The organism is Fictibacillus marinisediminis (genome assembly GCF_023149135.1).
Classification (GTDB): domain Bacteria; phylum Bacillota; class Bacilli; order Bacillales; family Fictibacillaceae; genus Fictibacillus_C; species Fictibacillus_C marinisediminis.
The window spans coordinates 1542152-1555372 of sequence record NZ_JAIWJX010000002.1; the positions used below are offsets into that span (position 1 = coordinate 1542152).

The 13221-nt window shown below is 43.5% G+C and carries 18 protein-coding genes; 11 read left to right on the forward strand and 7 right to left on the reverse strand.

Annotated features, from left to right (window positions below; all coding sequences use genetic code 11):
- Window positions 1–53 precede the first annotated feature (53 nt).
- From crcB (LCY76_RS08425) to LCY76_RS08445, 5 genes are all read left to right on the forward strand, one after another.
- On the forward strand, window positions 54–452 hold the full coding sequence (crcB, locus tag LCY76_RS08425; protein ID WP_248252261.1) for a fluoride efflux transporter CrcB: 399 nt from the start codon (window positions 54–56) through the stop codon (window positions 450–452).
- On the forward strand, window positions 449–805 hold the full coding sequence (crcB, locus tag LCY76_RS08430) for a fluoride efflux transporter CrcB (RefSeq protein ID WP_248252262.1): 357 nt from the start codon (window positions 449–451) through the stop codon (window positions 803–805). The genes crcB (LCY76_RS08425) and crcB (LCY76_RS08430) overlap by 4 nt, the downstream gene beginning before the upstream one ends.
- An 87-nt stretch (window positions 806–892) precedes the next feature.
- A complete protein-coding gene (uptA, locus tag LCY76_RS08435; RefSeq protein ID WP_375162176.1) occupies window positions 893–1483 on the forward strand; it encodes an undecaprenyl phosphate transporter UptA in 591 nt (196 codons plus the stop codon).
- A gap of 53 nt (window positions 1484–1536) precedes the next feature.
- Window positions 1537–1764 carry a hypothetical protein gene (locus LCY76_RS08440; RefSeq protein ID WP_248252263.1) on the forward strand — a complete coding sequence of 76 codons (228 nt, stop codon included), beginning with the start codon at window positions 1537–1539 and terminating at the stop codon, window positions 1762–1764.
- A gap of 88 nt (window positions 1765–1852) precedes the next feature.
- Window positions 1853–2920 (forward strand): NAD(P)H-dependent flavin oxidoreductase, encoded by a 1068-nt coding sequence (locus tag LCY76_RS08445; RefSeq protein ID WP_248252264.1) that lies wholly within the window; start codon window positions 1853–1855, stop codon window positions 2918–2920.
- Between the two features lie 40 nt (window positions 2921–2960).
- On the opposite strand, the gene LCY76_RS08450 is transcribed toward LCY76_RS08445, so the two are convergent.
- From LCY76_RS08450 to LCY76_RS08470, 5 genes are all read right to left on the reverse strand, one after another.
- On the reverse strand, window positions 2961–3257 hold the full coding sequence (locus tag LCY76_RS08450; RefSeq protein ID WP_248252265.1) for a DUF948 domain-containing protein: 297 nt from the start codon (window positions 3255–3257) through the stop codon (window positions 2961–2963).
- A gap of 83 nt (window positions 3258–3340) precedes the next feature.
- The gene (locus LCY76_RS08455; RefSeq protein WP_248252266.1) at window positions 3341–4111 is read right to left on the reverse strand and encodes an IucA/IucC family C-terminal-domain containing protein; all 771 of its coding nucleotides are present in this window, start codon (window positions 4109–4111) and stop codon (window positions 3341–3343) included.
- The gene (locus tag LCY76_RS08460; RefSeq protein WP_248252267.1) at window positions 4083–4901 is read right to left on the reverse strand and encodes an ABC transporter ATP-binding protein; all 819 of its coding nucleotides are present in this window, start codon (window positions 4899–4901) and stop codon (window positions 4083–4085) included. The genes LCY76_RS08455 and LCY76_RS08460 overlap by 29 nt, the downstream gene beginning before the upstream one ends.
- 11 nt (window positions 4902–4912) lie before the next feature.
- Window positions 4913–5959, reverse strand: coding sequence for a FecCD family ABC transporter permease (locus LCY76_RS08465; RefSeq protein ID WP_248252268.1), 1047 nt, complete (start codon window positions 5957–5959; stop codon window positions 4913–4915).
- Window positions 5956–6963, reverse strand: coding sequence for a FecCD family ABC transporter permease (locus LCY76_RS08470; RefSeq protein WP_248252269.1), 1008 nt, complete (start codon window positions 6961–6963; stop codon window positions 5956–5958). The genes LCY76_RS08465 and LCY76_RS08470 overlap by 4 nt, the downstream gene beginning before the upstream one ends.
- A 163-nt stretch (window positions 6964–7126) precedes the next feature.
- Between LCY76_RS08470 and LCY76_RS08475 the strand changes: the two genes are divergently transcribed.
- The 5 genes from LCY76_RS08475 (at window position 7127) to LCY76_RS08495 (ending at window position 11185) form a co-directional block, all read left to right on the forward strand.
- On the forward strand, window positions 7127–8080 hold the full coding sequence (locus LCY76_RS08475) for an ABC transporter substrate-binding protein (protein ID WP_248252270.1): 954 nt from the start codon (window positions 7127–7129) through the stop codon (window positions 8078–8080).
- Between the two features lie 357 nt (window positions 8081–8437).
- The gene (locus tag LCY76_RS08480) at window positions 8438–8854 is read left to right on the forward strand and encodes a DnaJ family domain-containing protein (RefSeq protein ID WP_248252271.1); all 417 of its coding nucleotides are present in this window, start codon (window positions 8438–8440) and stop codon (window positions 8852–8854) included.
- 144 nt (window positions 8855–8998) lie between these two features.
- On the forward strand, window positions 8999–9883 hold the full coding sequence (locus tag LCY76_RS08485) for a permease (protein ID WP_248252272.1): 885 nt from the start codon (window positions 8999–9001) through the stop codon (window positions 9881–9883).
- A 12-nt stretch (window positions 9884–9895) separates the two neighbouring features.
- Window positions 9896–10738, forward strand: a complete 843-nt coding sequence (locus LCY76_RS08490) for a TIGR03943 family putative permease subunit (RefSeq protein WP_248252273.1) — start codon at window positions 9896–9898, stop codon at window positions 10736–10738.
- Between the two features lie 129 nt (window positions 10739–10867).
- A complete protein-coding gene (locus LCY76_RS08495) occupies window positions 10868–11185 on the forward strand; it encodes a hydrolase (protein WP_248252274.1) in 318 nt (105 codons plus the stop codon).
- A 52-nt stretch (window positions 11186–11237) separates the two neighbouring features.
- On the opposite strand, the gene LCY76_RS08500 is transcribed toward LCY76_RS08495, so the two are convergent.
- Together LCY76_RS08500 and LCY76_RS08505 are read right to left on the reverse strand one after the other, a co-directional pair.
- Window positions 11238–11465: a hypothetical protein gene (locus LCY76_RS08500; RefSeq protein WP_248252275.1), complete on the reverse strand. Its 228-nt coding sequence runs from the start codon at window positions 11463–11465 to the stop codon at window positions 11238–11240.
- A gap of 87 nt (window positions 11466–11552) precedes the next feature.
- Window positions 11553–12185, reverse strand: coding sequence for a deoxynucleoside kinase (locus tag LCY76_RS08505; protein ID WP_248254629.1), 633 nt, complete (start codon window positions 12183–12185; stop codon window positions 11553–11555).
- Window positions 12186–12390: 205 nt separating this feature from the next.
- Here LCY76_RS08505 and LCY76_RS08510 point away from each other — a divergent pair, with 205 nt between their 5' ends.
- On the forward strand, window positions 12391–13014 hold the full coding sequence (locus LCY76_RS08510) for a DsbA family oxidoreductase (protein WP_248252276.1): 624 nt from the start codon (window positions 12391–12393) through the stop codon (window positions 13012–13014).
- The last annotated feature ends 207 nt before the right edge of the window (window positions 13015–13221 follow it).

Sequence of the window (13221 nt, forward strand, 5' to 3'; positions counted from 1 at the left end):
GCGCCCAAGTCCTCGAGGTCGCTTGCGCTTTTCTTATAGAAAGGATGACGGATATGCTGCTTTACGTACTTGTGGGACTGGCAGGAATAGCCGGTGCCCTTCTACGGTACGGCCTTGGGCTCGGTATCGCACTTGTTTGGGAAGGGAGCTATCCGCTGGCGACCTTCTTAACCAACATGGCAGGCTCATTTGCTCTCGGATATCTTACGTTTCGAATCGGCAGAAATCCCAGGATTCACCCCTATTTAATGACGGTGCTTGGAACAGGATTGATCGGGTCGTTTACGACATTTTCTACATTTACTGTGGAAAATATTCAGCTTCTTCAGACGGGCCGCACGGCAACAGCAGTCCTATATATCATCCTAAGTTTACTAGGCGGGCTAACCATGTCATGGCTAGGTTTCCTTCTTGGATCACTGACACGAGGCGGCGAGGAACAGCGAGTATGATGCAAGTGATGCTTGTAGCAGCGGGCGGGTTCTTTGGAGCCATTTTCAGATTTGGCCTTGGACAATTCATAAAAAGGATAACAGACTCCCCTTTTCCAATCGCTACCTTGTTTGTTAATATTACTGGTTCATTTCTACTCGGTATGCTTACAGGAATGCACGCGGGAGATTCTATCAGACTGTTTTTTGGCATAGGATTTATGGGGGCGTTCACTACGTTTTCTACTTTAAAACTGGAGAACATTCAATTCTATAGAAAAAGGCAGTGGAAGTATTTAATTACTTATCTGGCAATCAGTTATGCGGGAGGACTTCTGGCGGCATTTATCGGTTTTATGATAAACTTCAAATGACTTATCGGTTAGCCGGAGGCATCTGGCTGGCCCTAAAAGATGGACAAGGTTCAGGGATATAACTTTAATAGAGAGTAGGTATATAAATTGAAAGAAATGATATTATCACTTTTGGAATGGATTGTAGGGCTTGGACATTTAGGCATTGCTCTTGGTCTTATGATAGAAGTCATTCCCAGTGAACTTGTTTTATCTTACGCAGGCTATATGATCTCACAAGGACATTTGACCTTTGCAGGCTCTGTAATTGCCGGAACGATTGGCGGAACCATTGCCCAGCTATTTCTATATTGGATGGGGTATTATGGAGGACGGCCGTTTTTGGAGAAGTACGGTAAATATATCCTGATCAGCCACAAACAAATTGATCTTTCAGAAAGTTGGTTTCAAAAATACGGGACTGGCGTGATCTTTTTTGCCCGTTTTATCCCTGTTGTTCGCCATGCCATCTCCATTCCAGCGGGTATCGCGAAGATGCGTTTCTCTACATTTACACTGTATACTTTGATAGCCATCATTCCCTGGTCGATCTTGTTTATCTACCTTGGAACCACGCTGGGCAGTAACTGGGAAGATATTAAAACCATTGCGGCGCCTTATACAAGAGGAATAATGATAGCTGCCATATTGCTGTTGTTTATCGTTGTTTTGCTCAAAGTGAAAAAAGGAAAAAAATAGCTTTTAACTTTTGGTATGACAGGAGAAGGCCTCTGAATAGGGGTCTTTTTCTTTTGTCCTGTTCATACACTAAAGAAAAAGAGCAGGCAGGTGAAATCATGGATGAACGTCAGAGAAATAAAAAAATCAATGAACTGCTGCTGAAAATAAATGGGGATCCAGAAAAAGAAGAAGTCGCTGGATATGTTGCCCGTGCAATGAGAGAATGCGGTTATAGCAATGAAAACATACATCAGGTCATCAAACACGTTTATCGCCAGTTTGAACATATCAAATCGTAAACACGCGAACAGCCGGCGTGTTTTTTTGTTACACTCTAATTGGAAGTGCGTTACTCGCAAACCAAAACGAAGGAGAGAGGTGCTAAAAATGAAGCAATCCATTCTATCACTTTTCGATATTCAATATCCCATCGTACAAGCAGGAATGGCCGGCGGGCCAGCTACTCCTGAGCTGGCTGCGGCTGTTTCCAATGCCGGAGGATTAGGAACCCTGGGTGCAGGATACATGAAACCTGCAGATCTACAAGCTGCAATCAAAACAATCAGGGAAACATCGGATAAGCCTTATGCTGTAAATCTTTTCCTCCCTGAAGAATTCATGGAGGACAGAGCGCAGACAGAAAAGATGCAGGCGCTGCTCGCACCTTTCCGCTCTTCACTTGGTCTGGAAAAGATGACGGGTAAAAAAGAACATCAGTCCATCTTTCAAGAACAGCTTCAATGTGTCCTTGATGCGCAAGTTCCGATCGTGAGTTTTACATTTAACGCCCCCTCAGATGAACTTGTGGATCTTTTGAAAGGGCACGGGGTAAGGATTATGGCTACTGCAACATCAGTGGAGGAAGGTCAGAAGCTGGAGGCACTGGGGATTGACGCCATTTCTGCACAAGGCAGCGAGGCTGGCGGCCACCGGGGAACGTTTATAGGTGAAGCAGAAGATGCATTGATCGGGACGATGGCACTCATTCCGCTGCTCACAGATGCGGTTTCTGTGCCAGTTATAGCAGCCGGAGGAATTATGGACGGACGGGGAATCGCTGCCGCTATGGCACTCGGAGCGAGTGGAGTACAGCTCGGTACGGCATTTTTAGCTTCAGCTGAAAGCGGTGCCCATCCTTTGCATAAAGACGCCGTTCTTCATGCAAAGGAAACGGATCTGCGGCTGACGAAGGCTTTTTCTGGAAAGATGGCCAGGGGCATCAACAATGATTTTATGAAGCAGATGGCAGCAGTAGAAGATCTCCCGCCATACCCGATTCAGAATGCAATGACGTCAGAAATCCGCAAGAAAGCGGCAAGTGAAGGTAAAAGAGAGTGGATGTCATTATGGGCAGGGCAAGGTGCTCCTCTTGCAGAAAGCCGTCCTGCCCGTGAAATAATGAACCATCTGCTGAAGGAATACAACGAAGTCATAAGCCAGATGAAACCGTTCTGACAGCAAGACAGCCGCAGCCCATGACCCGGGCTTGCGGCTGTTATTTTTTAAACTTTCTGAGGAGTTCTGCTGTTGTATTCTTCAATTCTTTAGCAGAATCTCCAACACTTTTAATGCTTTGTTTTTTATTATAAATATCATATTTTAAGTACTCTGTTTTCTCGTTCAGAAGAGCAGTCTGATTGGTTACATCGTTCATTTCCGCCTGCATGAGCTGCGTCGTCCGGTTTAAGCTCTCCATCGTCTGGCGGCTCGATTTCATCAGTTTAACAGCATGGACCCCAAGGAAAACCAATGCAGCAACGACGACAGCAATACTGATATAAATAATGGCCATGTTCTTCCTCCTTATGTTCTCTATAATCAAGTGATACCCAATATTATTATCATACAAACAAAAGCCGCCTGATATTCAATGAATCAGTCGGCTTCATTCATCGGGCACGTTTTGCAGCATGTGCCTCCATCTGTTCTGTAATATAGGCAGCATGTCTGCCTTTTTTTCATTTCCTGTTTTTCATACTTTCTTGACGATTTCAGAAAAGGATTGGAGGAGGCTCCGAAATGAAAACCATCCGCTTGCTGTACGATAAAACGATAATCTTCGTCCAGCTGCTTTTTTAGAGGTGCACGGTGGTTTTCTGATTGCCATGCGTTATAGAGCCAGGCAATATAGATGAGCGCGTTCTCCCAGAGCATGGCTCTTGAAGCTTTCGTATAACGGGCCAGATGATCGAGCATGATGGAGATGTTCTGAGCAAAGAGCATTTCTATAACGGAGGAACGCCACTTTTCCCGGTCGCCGGCCATGGAGAGCCCCTCTATGTTTTGAAGGGAGAAGGAGGGAAGCCAGCTGTGCTTTTCCTGTTCATCGATAATGATCACGTTTTGAATCCTCATATCAAACTGCTTGTTTCTTATCGAGAGCGCATAAAGAGATGAAGTCAGGCAGCAAAAGACGTACCGTTTAAAAAATAAAGAAGCAGTGACTCTTTCTTCCTGTGAACCTATTTTTTTGCCTGCTTCTTTTATGAAAGCAAGCATATTCTCTCCTTCAAGTAAGTATTCTGCAGCAAATGCCGCTTTTTCTTTTGAAAAAGAGAACTGAAAGCGGCAGTGGTTCTCGATATAGATTCTTTCTGATTCGGACCATCCGATAACATTACGCATATTGAGCTGAACGGGTGCCATGACCAGCTGTTCGCCCCTTTCCGTAGGGAATGCACATTGGGGTTCCGAACAATGGATCATTGACAATTTTGCACGGCAGTCGGAAAACGTCAGAAACCAGCTTCTCGTCCATAATGTCTTCCGGACGGCCTTGTGCAAACACAGTGTTATTCTGAATTGCTACAAGATGGTGGGCATAGCGGCAGGCTAAATTTAAGTCATGCAAAACCATAACGATTGTACGCTGCTCTCTATGGTTTAGTTCAAAGAGCAGATCGAGAATTTCAATCTGATGTGTCATATCCAAATACGTCGTCGGTTCATCCAGAAGGATGGTTTCAGTCCCTTGAGCAAGCGTCATGGCGATCCAGGCACGCTGTCTTTGCCCACCAGAAAGAGAATCAACACTTCTTTCGGCAAATTCGAGCATGTTGGTCGCGTCAAGGGCATGATAAACTGCCTCTTCGTCTTGTGTTGACCACTGTTTTAGCCAGGACTGGTAAGGGAATCTGCCTTGCTTGACAAGCTGCAGCACAGTCAATCCTTCGGGTGCTACAGGACCTTGAGGCAATATGGCGAGCTCTTTGGCTACTTCTTTAGTTGACCGTTTGGCAATGTCTTTACCGTTTAATAGAATGGACCCTTTTTCAGGTGATAGGAGACGGGCCATTGACCGGAGAAGAGTAGACTTTCCACAGCCGTTACTGCCGATCAATACGGTGATTTCCCCTTTGGGTATGGCTATTTTTAAATCTTTTATCACAGGATTTTTTCCATAAGACAATGTCAGTGATTCTGTTTTGATAGACATGAAATCGCTCCTTAACCATGGTTTTTAAAAAGCAGATAGATAAAATAGGGAGCTCCTATGGCGGCAGTGAAAACGCCTGCGGGCACTTCTAATGGTGAAAACAGTGTCCGGCCGGCCAAATCAGCGAGCAGGACCAGAATAGCACCAATAATACCCGATACTGGAAGCATAGCACCGAAGGAAGAACCGACGAGCCTTCTGGCAATATGCGGTCCGATCAAACCAACAAAACCGATAGCCCCTGTAAAAGCAACGGCAGAACCGGCCAGTCCTGTACTGAGGACGAGCAAGACAAAACGTCCTTTATGAACGGAGTGGCCGAGACTTGTCGCAACTTCATCTCCTAGTTCCTGAATATTAAGCATTCGGCTTAGTAAGAACAGGATGGGCACAAGGATGATAAACCACGGCAAAAGGCTGTTTACATCTTGCCAATTTGTTGCATAAACCGTTCCGGTCAGCCAAATGGTCGCCTGTGAAGCGGCGTAGATCGGGCCAAGTATGATCATAAGGGTAGTGAGTGCCTGTGTAGCTGACATCAGACCCACACCGATTAAAATGAGCCTGACTGGGGATATTCCTCGCTTCCAGGCAAGGATATAAATGACGGCGGCCATAACAAACGCTCCCAGTACGGCGGCCAATGGCAAATAACCGATACTTACTTTCAGATTGTTGCTTTGATTGCTGAACATCGTGATGAAGGTAACGGCTGCAAAACCTGCTCCAGTTGTTATACCGAGCATATCCGGCGATGCCAGCGGGTTGCGTATTACCCCCTGCAGAATCGCTCCTGCAAGGGAAAGGGAGGCTCCGGCAATAACGGCGATCAATATCCTTGGAAGCCTGAACTGCTGGATGACGACATCATTCATACCTGAGCCAGTTCCCGTTAATGACTTGAGGACTTCAAGAGGGGAAATGTACAGTTCCCCGATACCGATGCTGACAGACATGATCGCTGCCATAATAAGAAAAAGAACGATGGATATGATCAAAGCTTTTTTATCAAATAACATGGAATATCTCTTGGACCTAACGGTTAAATACTTGCTCATTTGAAGTTTCCTTTGCGTGCGATATGAATAAAAAAAGGTGTGCCGATTAAGGCGGTCATTACACCAACTGGCACTTCTTCTGGCATGATGATGAATCTGGCGCTAACGTCAGCTGCAATCAAAAGAATTCCGCCAAGAAGTGCCGCATAGGGAATGACCCAACGGTGGTCATTGCCAACAAGATAACGTGCGATATGGGGCACTACAATTCCGACAAAGCTGATAGGACCGGCAACTGCAACTGAACCGCCAGCGAGAAATACGATAAGGACGCCAGCCAGAAGTTTAAATAGGAGCGTGTGCTGTCCAAGGCTTTTGGCAACGTCTTCTCCGAGCAGAAAAATATTCAGCTGTCTGAACATCAGCATGGAACCCGCCCATGCGAGAAGAAGATAGGGCAATACAGGATAGAGCCATTCCAGCTTTCTCCCTTGTATGGACCCGGCGAGCCAGAAAAGCACTTCTTCGAGCGCCTTTTCATTGGCCACGAGCATCCCTTGTGTAAGAGAGGCAAACATAGCAGCGATAACCGCTCCTGCAAGTGTCATTTTAACCGGCGTTAAACCGCTGCGCCCGGCCGATCCCAATATGTACACGGCAAGAGCTGAAACCGCAGCTCCTGCAAAGGCGAGCCAGGTGAATTGCTGAAGGGAACTGATGTTGAAAAATGAAACGGCTATGACGATAAAGAAACCTGCCCCCGCATTCAGCCCGAAAATATCGGTTGAAGCGATCGGGTTCCGAGTGATGGCTTGCAGCATTACACCGGCCAGGGCCAGTGAGATACCTACTGCTGCGCCAATAACTGCCCGCGGCAGCCTTGCGTTTCGAATGATCAAATGTTCATTCGAACCATTAAAATGGGTAAAAGCCTCAAGCACTGTTTTCCAGCTCGTATTGGTATACCCGAGCACTACACTTAAGGCCATACAAGCTGCAAGAAGTACGGCCCCTGCAAAAAGGAAGACCGTCTTGTATTTGGTTGTTTGAATAATTCCGTTCATAATTACCTCAATAATTTGAATTTACATTTATAGTGTAGTAAAGGTGATCCCCCATGTCAATGATTTTGAAAATCATTATCAATTAGTATTGACAGTTGTTTTGGACATCAGGTATGATGCTAATTATAAATGAAAATCATTATCATTTGAAGGGGAGAAAGAAATGAAAGCGTTAAAATCTACATATTCAAAATTAGGAATCATACTTACGATTCTATCGGTCATGCTGTTGGCTGCTTGCGGCGGAACGGGTGAAAAAGAAAAAGCCGGAAGTGAGCCGAAAGGATACAGTGTTAAACATGCGATGGGAACGACAAAAGTTAATAGTGCAAAGCGTGTTGTTGTATTGACGAATGAAGGAACCGAAGCCGTATTGGCAATGGGGGTTAAACCAGTGGGTGCGGTGAAATCATGGCTTGGGAATCCCTGGTACGACCATATTAAAGCTGACATGAAAGGTGTAGAAGTCGTTGGGGATGAAAGCCAGGTTAACCTGGAGAAGATCGCTTCTTTAAAACCGGACCTTATCATCGGGAATAAGATGAGACAGGAAAAAATCTATGATCAGTTGAACAAGATTGCGCCAACCGTCTTTTCGGAAGATCTTCGAGGCAACTGGAAAAACAATTTCAAATTATATTCCAAAGCATTAAATAAAGAAAAAGAAGGAAACAAAGTGATCAGTGATTATGATCAGCGAGTGAAAGAGATCAAAGAAAAAGCGGGTGACAACTTGAACAAAGAGATTTCTGTCGTCCGCTTCATGCCCGGAGTTTCCCGCATCTATCTGACAAATACGTTCTCTGGTGTGGTCTTTGATCAATTAGGCTTCAAACGTCCTAAAGTGGAAAGCAAAGATGATTTTGTGGCTGAAGTGACAAAAGAACAAATCCCGCAAATGGATGGGGATGAACTGTTCTACTTCACGTATGAAGCAGGAGACGGCGGAGCGACAAAACAAGAAAAAGAATGGACGAACGATCCGCTTTGGAAGAACTTAAGCGCTGTGAAAAAAGGACATGTCCACAAGGTGTCTGATGCTATCTGGAATACAGCCGGTGGTGTTAAAGCAGCTAATCTTATGCTCGATGACGTCGAGAAATATCTAGTAAAGTAATAGAAGACATTCAAGTCCGCAATGATTTTAATGCGGGCTTTTCTTTATGTAGAAATGGAAGTATTTATGTTGGCTTTCCCGTTTTGTTTGCGTGCGAGTTTTGTGGATTTACGGTCCGCTTTTGGGAGTTTACGGTCCACTTTTCCAGGTTTACGTGCGAGTTTTCGCAGTTTACGTGCCAAACAAAGCACGTTACATGCCAGACAACGCATCAGCCTCACTAACGTCTCATCAGAAGGCAGTCCAGGCACTTGCGCTTTTCAATAAAATGTCACAATTTTCCTTAAGAAAGGATGTCAATTAGCGTATCATGAAGATATAGATACATCCTAAAACGGCAAGGGAGGTATAAATGGTATGAAAGAAAACGAGCTGGAAAAGGAACTTCAGAAGAAAGAAATTCTTATGAAGGATGAAGACACAGGCTGGTATTACGAAGACCATCTAACTGCCATTGTAAAACGTGCCGAAAAAGAAGGGGCCTTTGATAACCTTAAGGGAAAGGGCAAGCCGTTAGTTTTTGAGGACAATGATCTTACGTACAATCCGGAAAAACAGCTGAATAAAATCTTGAAGGAAAACAACATTCTGCCTAACTGGGTCAAGCTTGGAAAGGAGATTGAACAGTTGAAGGAAGAAGTTAAAACCTATACCGTGGAATATAATATCAAAAGAACAGTGGAAGAAATTAATAAAAAAGTTACAGCTTTTAATTTATCATGCCCGCCTTCTGTACAAAAACGCAAGGTTACGATGGAAGAATTTTTACAATGAGGAAAGCGATATCACGTCATCTACTGCCGGTTATGAGATAACCGGCAGTTTTTTTTGAATATTTTTATAAAAAGATAAAAATAGACGGTTGCTTTATTTTGTCTTATAGTTTACTGCAGAAGGAAAACATCCAGGAGGCAATCTATGCTCTTTTTATCACTGCCGCAATCGTTTTTGCAAATGAATACGATATTTATTTCGATTTTAATTGAGGCACTGCCCTTTGTTGTTCTCGGTGTTTTTATGGCGGGAATCATACAAATCTTTGTTTCGGAGGAATTGGTGGCAAGGGTTATGCCAAAAAATCCAATTCTTGCAGTTTTATTCGCCTCGTTTTTAGGCGCTCTTTTCCCAGCATGTGAATGCGGGATCGTGCCGATTGTCAGGAGATTGGTTTCCAAGGGAGTACCCATCTATGCGGGTATTGCCTTTATGCTGACAGGACCCATTATCAATCCGGTCGTCCTTTTTTCAACCTATGTCGCCTTTGGAAGCAACTGGACCATGCCACTATACCGTGCTGGCGGCGCTGTTGCTGTTTCAGTGGTGGTAGGTCTGATTCTTGCTTTCTTTTATAAAGGGGACGGTTTGAAGATCCGGATCGAACACCATCATTCTCTTAAAAAGCTAACGGTTAAACAAAAGATCGGGGAAACCCTGAATCATGCAGTTGAAGAATTCTTTTCGATGGGTAAATACTTAGTAATCGGCTCACTTATTGCAGCGGCTGTTCAAACGTATGTCAAGACATCTACATTGCTTGCCATCGGCCAGGGACAAGCTTCATCCTCTCTCGTTATGATGGGGCTTGCCTTTGTCTTATCCCTTTGTTCGGAAGCAGATGCGTTTATTGCATCCTCATTCAGAAGTACGTTTTCCACAGGCTCCATCGTTGCGTTTCTTGTATTTGGGCCGATGCTTGATATGAAGAATCTCTTGATGATGCTCGGGACATTTAAGACAAAACTGGTTCTGATCGTTGTTACATCCCTGTCTGTTGTTGTATTTTTATATTCATTGCTGTTCTAAGGAGGTGGCACTATGATTCGAGGATATCTATTGATGGGTTTTACATTTTTGATCATGCAGCTTCATGCGTCAGGCAACATCAGCAAGTACATTAATATGAAGTACTCGTACCTGTCATTCAGTGTCATGTTTGCTTTAGCGCTCCTGACCATTGTACAGTTTCGCAATGCCGTAAAAAATGATGGGAATGATGCCAGCTGCGATTGCTGCGATCACAGCCACTCCGTTGAAGATACATGGTATAAAAAGCTGTTCGTTTATTCGATTTTCGCATTTCCGGTGATTACGGGAATCTTCCTTCCTGTCGCTACGATGGATTCTAATATAGTTAAAGCGAAGGGGTTTCACTTTCCTGTAAATCAGGAATCCAAAGGCGATCCGTATGCCCAGAATCAATTTTTGCGGCCGGATACAAGCGTATATTATGGCAAGGATGCCTATGATAAATTGATGAGAAAAGAGAAAAAGAAGTACTCTAAATACGATACCCTTGCCTTAAATGATACGAATTATCTAAAGGGCATGGAAACCATCTATAATTATCCAGGTGATTTTGATGACAAGAATATTTCATTTAAGGGATTTGTTTATAATGATCCAGATACGAAAAAAAATCAGCTTTTCGTTTTTCGGTTTGGAATCATCCACTGTGTAGCAGACTCTGGGGTATTCGGCATGATGGTTGAGATGCCCAATGGTGTAAAGCTGAAAAATGATGAATGGATTACCGTTAAAGGCAAGATCTCGGAGATTTATTATCAGCCTTTTAAAACCAATATCCCTTATGTGAAAGTGGATTCCTGGTCAAAAACAACTGCACCGAAAGAACAATATGTTTATCGGGGCAATAATTAATCGTAAGAAAGCGCAGACCTGAAAAGGGTCTGCGTTTTTTTCAGCAATCAAGAAGTGATGTATAGCTCCAGCGATGAATGTTTTTTTCAATATGAAACAAGCTATAAGAAAAGAACAGGAGTGATGATGTTGGAAAAGCAGCCGTATTACGTCAATGTAGAAACAGGAGAGGTACATAGCGATAAAACAGCTTCCAGTTTTCAATTTGAGATTGAGGCGACAGCTGAGGAGGCAAGCCGGCTTACAAAACTGTTCAGAGAGTGTGACGAAGCAGCCACTGATACCTTTTTAAGATCTCATGTTCCATACGTTCCTTATCATAATGATGCTGATAACCACCGTTACGATCAGATGTTGAAGGACATATACCAATTCATACATGATCATGGACAGCCATTGACAAAAGAGCATATCGAGTCGATGGGGATTCTTGGCGAACGCCAATAAAGAAAAAGCTGCTCGTAACGCCAGGTTTAGCGTCAGGGAGCAGCTTTTCTTATCACGAGTACACGAAGAAAGCGGTGTAAATGATAATAATTACCGCAATTGAAAAGAAGATAAAAGCCAATAAAACTGGATTGAGGACAACGGTATGCCTTGCGATGGCAGCATTAACATTGCCATCTGCTGCATTTTTGGTCCGTTTGGACTGCAGTACTTTCCATGTCCAGACCAACCCGCCGCCGCATAGAATGAGGCCGGCAGCCATGAGTATCCATAATAACACGTGAGTTCAGCTCCTTGCTTTTGTGGTTGTTTCTAGTCTTTTAAAAGCAGGAGCTGATTATTCATAAGTTACAGATGGAAGGGCTCGTTAAACGGTCAGGGGTTCAAGAGAATAGAGTTTTTCCCTTACCAATGTAAGGACTTTCTCAGCATCCTGCTTGTTATGGACATTGTATTTTTTACTTTCGATGATCAAGACAGGCGTTTTCGTATAATTTTGAATCCAGTCTTTATACTTGCCGTGAAGCGTCTTATAATATTCCAGCAGCTCGGGATGGTTTTCTATCTGTTCATATTCCCGGCCGCGGTTTTTGATCCGGTTTAAGGCAGTATCCAAATCACTGTCCAAATAAATAAGGAGATCTGGACGCTGTTTCGGTGAAGAACTGATTTCATTCATTAGCGTTTCCAGCAGATCCACATACGTTTCAAATTCCAGTTTGGTCATATTTCCCGCTTCATAATTCAGTTCCGCGAAGATCAGGTCTTCGTAAAGACTGCGGTCAAGGACATGGTGCTGATCAGACATAGCCTGCCGAATAGTTTTAAAACGTGTATTTAAAAAGTAAATTTGAAGTGGGAAAGCCCACCGTTCAGGATTTACATAATAGTCAGGCAAAATGGGGTTATCGCCTACACTCTCGTAAAAAACCTGGCTTCCGAGTGATTCACTGATCAGTTCAGCGAAGGTTGTTTTGCCAGTTCCTATCATTCCAGCCATTAAAATCACTAAATAAGCCCCCTGTATGTATCCATTTCTTGTTATGTATATTGATTGTGTCTATATATGGTACTATAAGTGCAAACACCTCCTAAATATATCACTTTTGTGGAAAGCTGAATAGTACATTTCTGGCGGCTGCTTTGCTATTATAATAGAAAGAGTATGTTTTCATCACTGATTAACTGCAAGGAAGGTGTGTATCATGACCATCAAACTAAAAGTATACTCTGATTATACTTGCCCATACTGCTACTTGGCAGAAACAGCAATCAAGCGAGCAGTTGAAGGCAAGGACGTTAAAATGGAATGGAAGCCGTTTGAACTGCACCCTTTTCCTTCAGACCGAAAGGCAATTAAAGAATGGAGTGCAGACTGGGAAACTTCTGTATTGCCCCATGCTAGAGAGTTGGGAAGAACAATTCATACCCCCGATCTTCCAGCGTTACCTTATACCGGCTTAGCTCATCAAGGTTTTATATATGCAAAAGAACAAGGCAAAGATCAATTGTATTCACAGCTCGTCTTTTCTGCTTTTTTTGAAAAAGGCAAGGACATTGAAAAGAAAGATGTCTTAGCGGAGATCGCGATGGAAGCGGGGCTGGATCGCTCTGGATTCCTAAATGCTATTTCATCAGAGGAATTTAAAGGAAAATTAATAATTGAACAGAGAGAAGCGAAGGAAAACAACATCACGGCTGCTCCCACGATCGTAATCGGAGAGCGTGTATTAAAGGGGCTGTATCCACAGGCTTCCATTGAAAAAGCGATCCGATGCACGATCAGGGATCAGAAGATGCAATTCTGTGAAGGTGACGAATGCCAATAGAATCATTAACAAAAAAAGAGCCTCACAGGTATGGCCTGTGAGGCTCTTTTTTCATTCTACGATGAAAAAGGGGTTGATAGGGATGAGTACAATATATCAAAGCTTAAAATTGATATAGGGAATGTGTGATTTTTTTGATATGAGTATGAAATATCACGAAAAAATAGAGGTGTTTGTCAATGTTGAAGATATTTAAAGGTGTGATTG

Bases quoted from the DNA above. Each gene is read 5' to 3' on its own strand.
- LCY76_RS08510 (WP_248252276.1), top strand. From the start codon at position 12,391: ATGACCATCAAACTAAAAGTATACTCTGATTATACTTGCCCATACTGC.
- crcB (WP_248252261.1), top strand. From the start codon at position 54: ATGCTGCTTTACGTACTTGTGGGACTGGCAGGAATAGCCGGTGCCCTT.
- LCY76_RS08470 (WP_248252269.1), bottom strand. From the start codon at position 6,963: ATGAACGGAATTATTCAAACAACCAAATACAAGACGGTCTTCCTTTTT.
- LCY76_RS08485 (WP_248252272.1), top strand. From the start codon at position 8,999: ATGCTCTTTTTATCACTGCCGCAATCGTTTTTGCAAATGAATACGATA.
- LCY76_RS08445 (WP_248252264.1), top strand. From the start codon at position 1,853: ATGAAGCAATCCATTCTATCACTTTTCGATATTCAATATCCCATCGTA.
- crcB (WP_248252262.1), top strand. From the start codon at position 449: ATGATGCAAGTGATGCTTGTAGCAGCGGGCGGGTTCTTTGGAGCCATT.
- LCY76_RS08450 (WP_248252265.1), bottom strand. From the start codon at position 3,257: ATGGCCATTATTTATATCAGTATTGCTGTCGTCGTTGCTGCATTGGTT.
- LCY76_RS08460 (WP_248252267.1), bottom strand. From the start codon at position 4,901: ATGTCTATCAAAACAGAATCACTGACATTGTCTTATGGAAAAAATCCT.
- LCY76_RS08480 (WP_248252271.1), top strand. From the start codon at position 8,438: ATGAAAGAAAACGAGCTGGAAAAGGAACTTCAGAAGAAAGAAATTCTT.
- LCY76_RS08465 (WP_248252268.1), bottom strand. From the start codon at position 5,959: ATGAGCAAGTATTTAACCGTTAGGTCCAAGAGATATTCCATGTTATTT.
- LCY76_RS08505 (WP_248254629.1), bottom strand. From the start codon at position 12,185: ATGGCTGGAATGATAGGAACTGGCAAAACAACCTTCGCTGAACTGATC.
- LCY76_RS08490 (WP_248252273.1), top strand. From the start codon at position 9,896: ATGATTCGAGGATATCTATTGATGGGTTTTACATTTTTGATCATGCAG.
- LCY76_RS08455 (WP_248252266.1), bottom strand. From the start codon at position 4,111: ATGGCACCCGTTCAGCTCAATATGCGTAATGTTATCGGATGGTCCGAA.
- LCY76_RS08475 (WP_248252270.1), top strand. From the start codon at position 7,127: ATGAAAGCGTTAAAATCTACATATTCAAAATTAGGAATCATACTTACG.